A 201-nucleotide genomic window follows, 5' to 3' on the forward strand; every position below is an offset into this window, starting at 1 on the left:
GCGGACCTGCCGCACCCAGTAATCAGCCGACCGCAAATCCTCACCCGCAGCGGAATTCCCCGTCACCGTCGACACCACAGGAATCACCGGAGCCGCAAACGCAATCCCCTTCGCCACCGCCCGAAAATCCTCCAACATCCCCTCCATCAACGGGGAATGAAACGCATGCGAAACCGATAAACGCCGCACCCGACGCCCACG

The 201-nt window shown here is 62.2% G+C and carries 1 protein-coding gene; it reads right to left on the reverse strand.

All coding sequences use genetic code 11. The annotated features are described in order from the left end of the window. The coding region (locus IF23_RS35305) for an ACP S-malonyltransferase (RefSeq protein ID WP_037680469.1) at positions 1 to 201 on the reverse strand (201 nt) is incomplete at both ends.

It is taken from the genome of Streptomyces catenulae (genome assembly GCF_000718015.1).
GTDB classification, from domain to species: domain Bacteria; phylum Actinomycetota; class Actinomycetes; order Streptomycetales; family Streptomycetaceae; genus Streptomyces; species Streptomyces catenulae.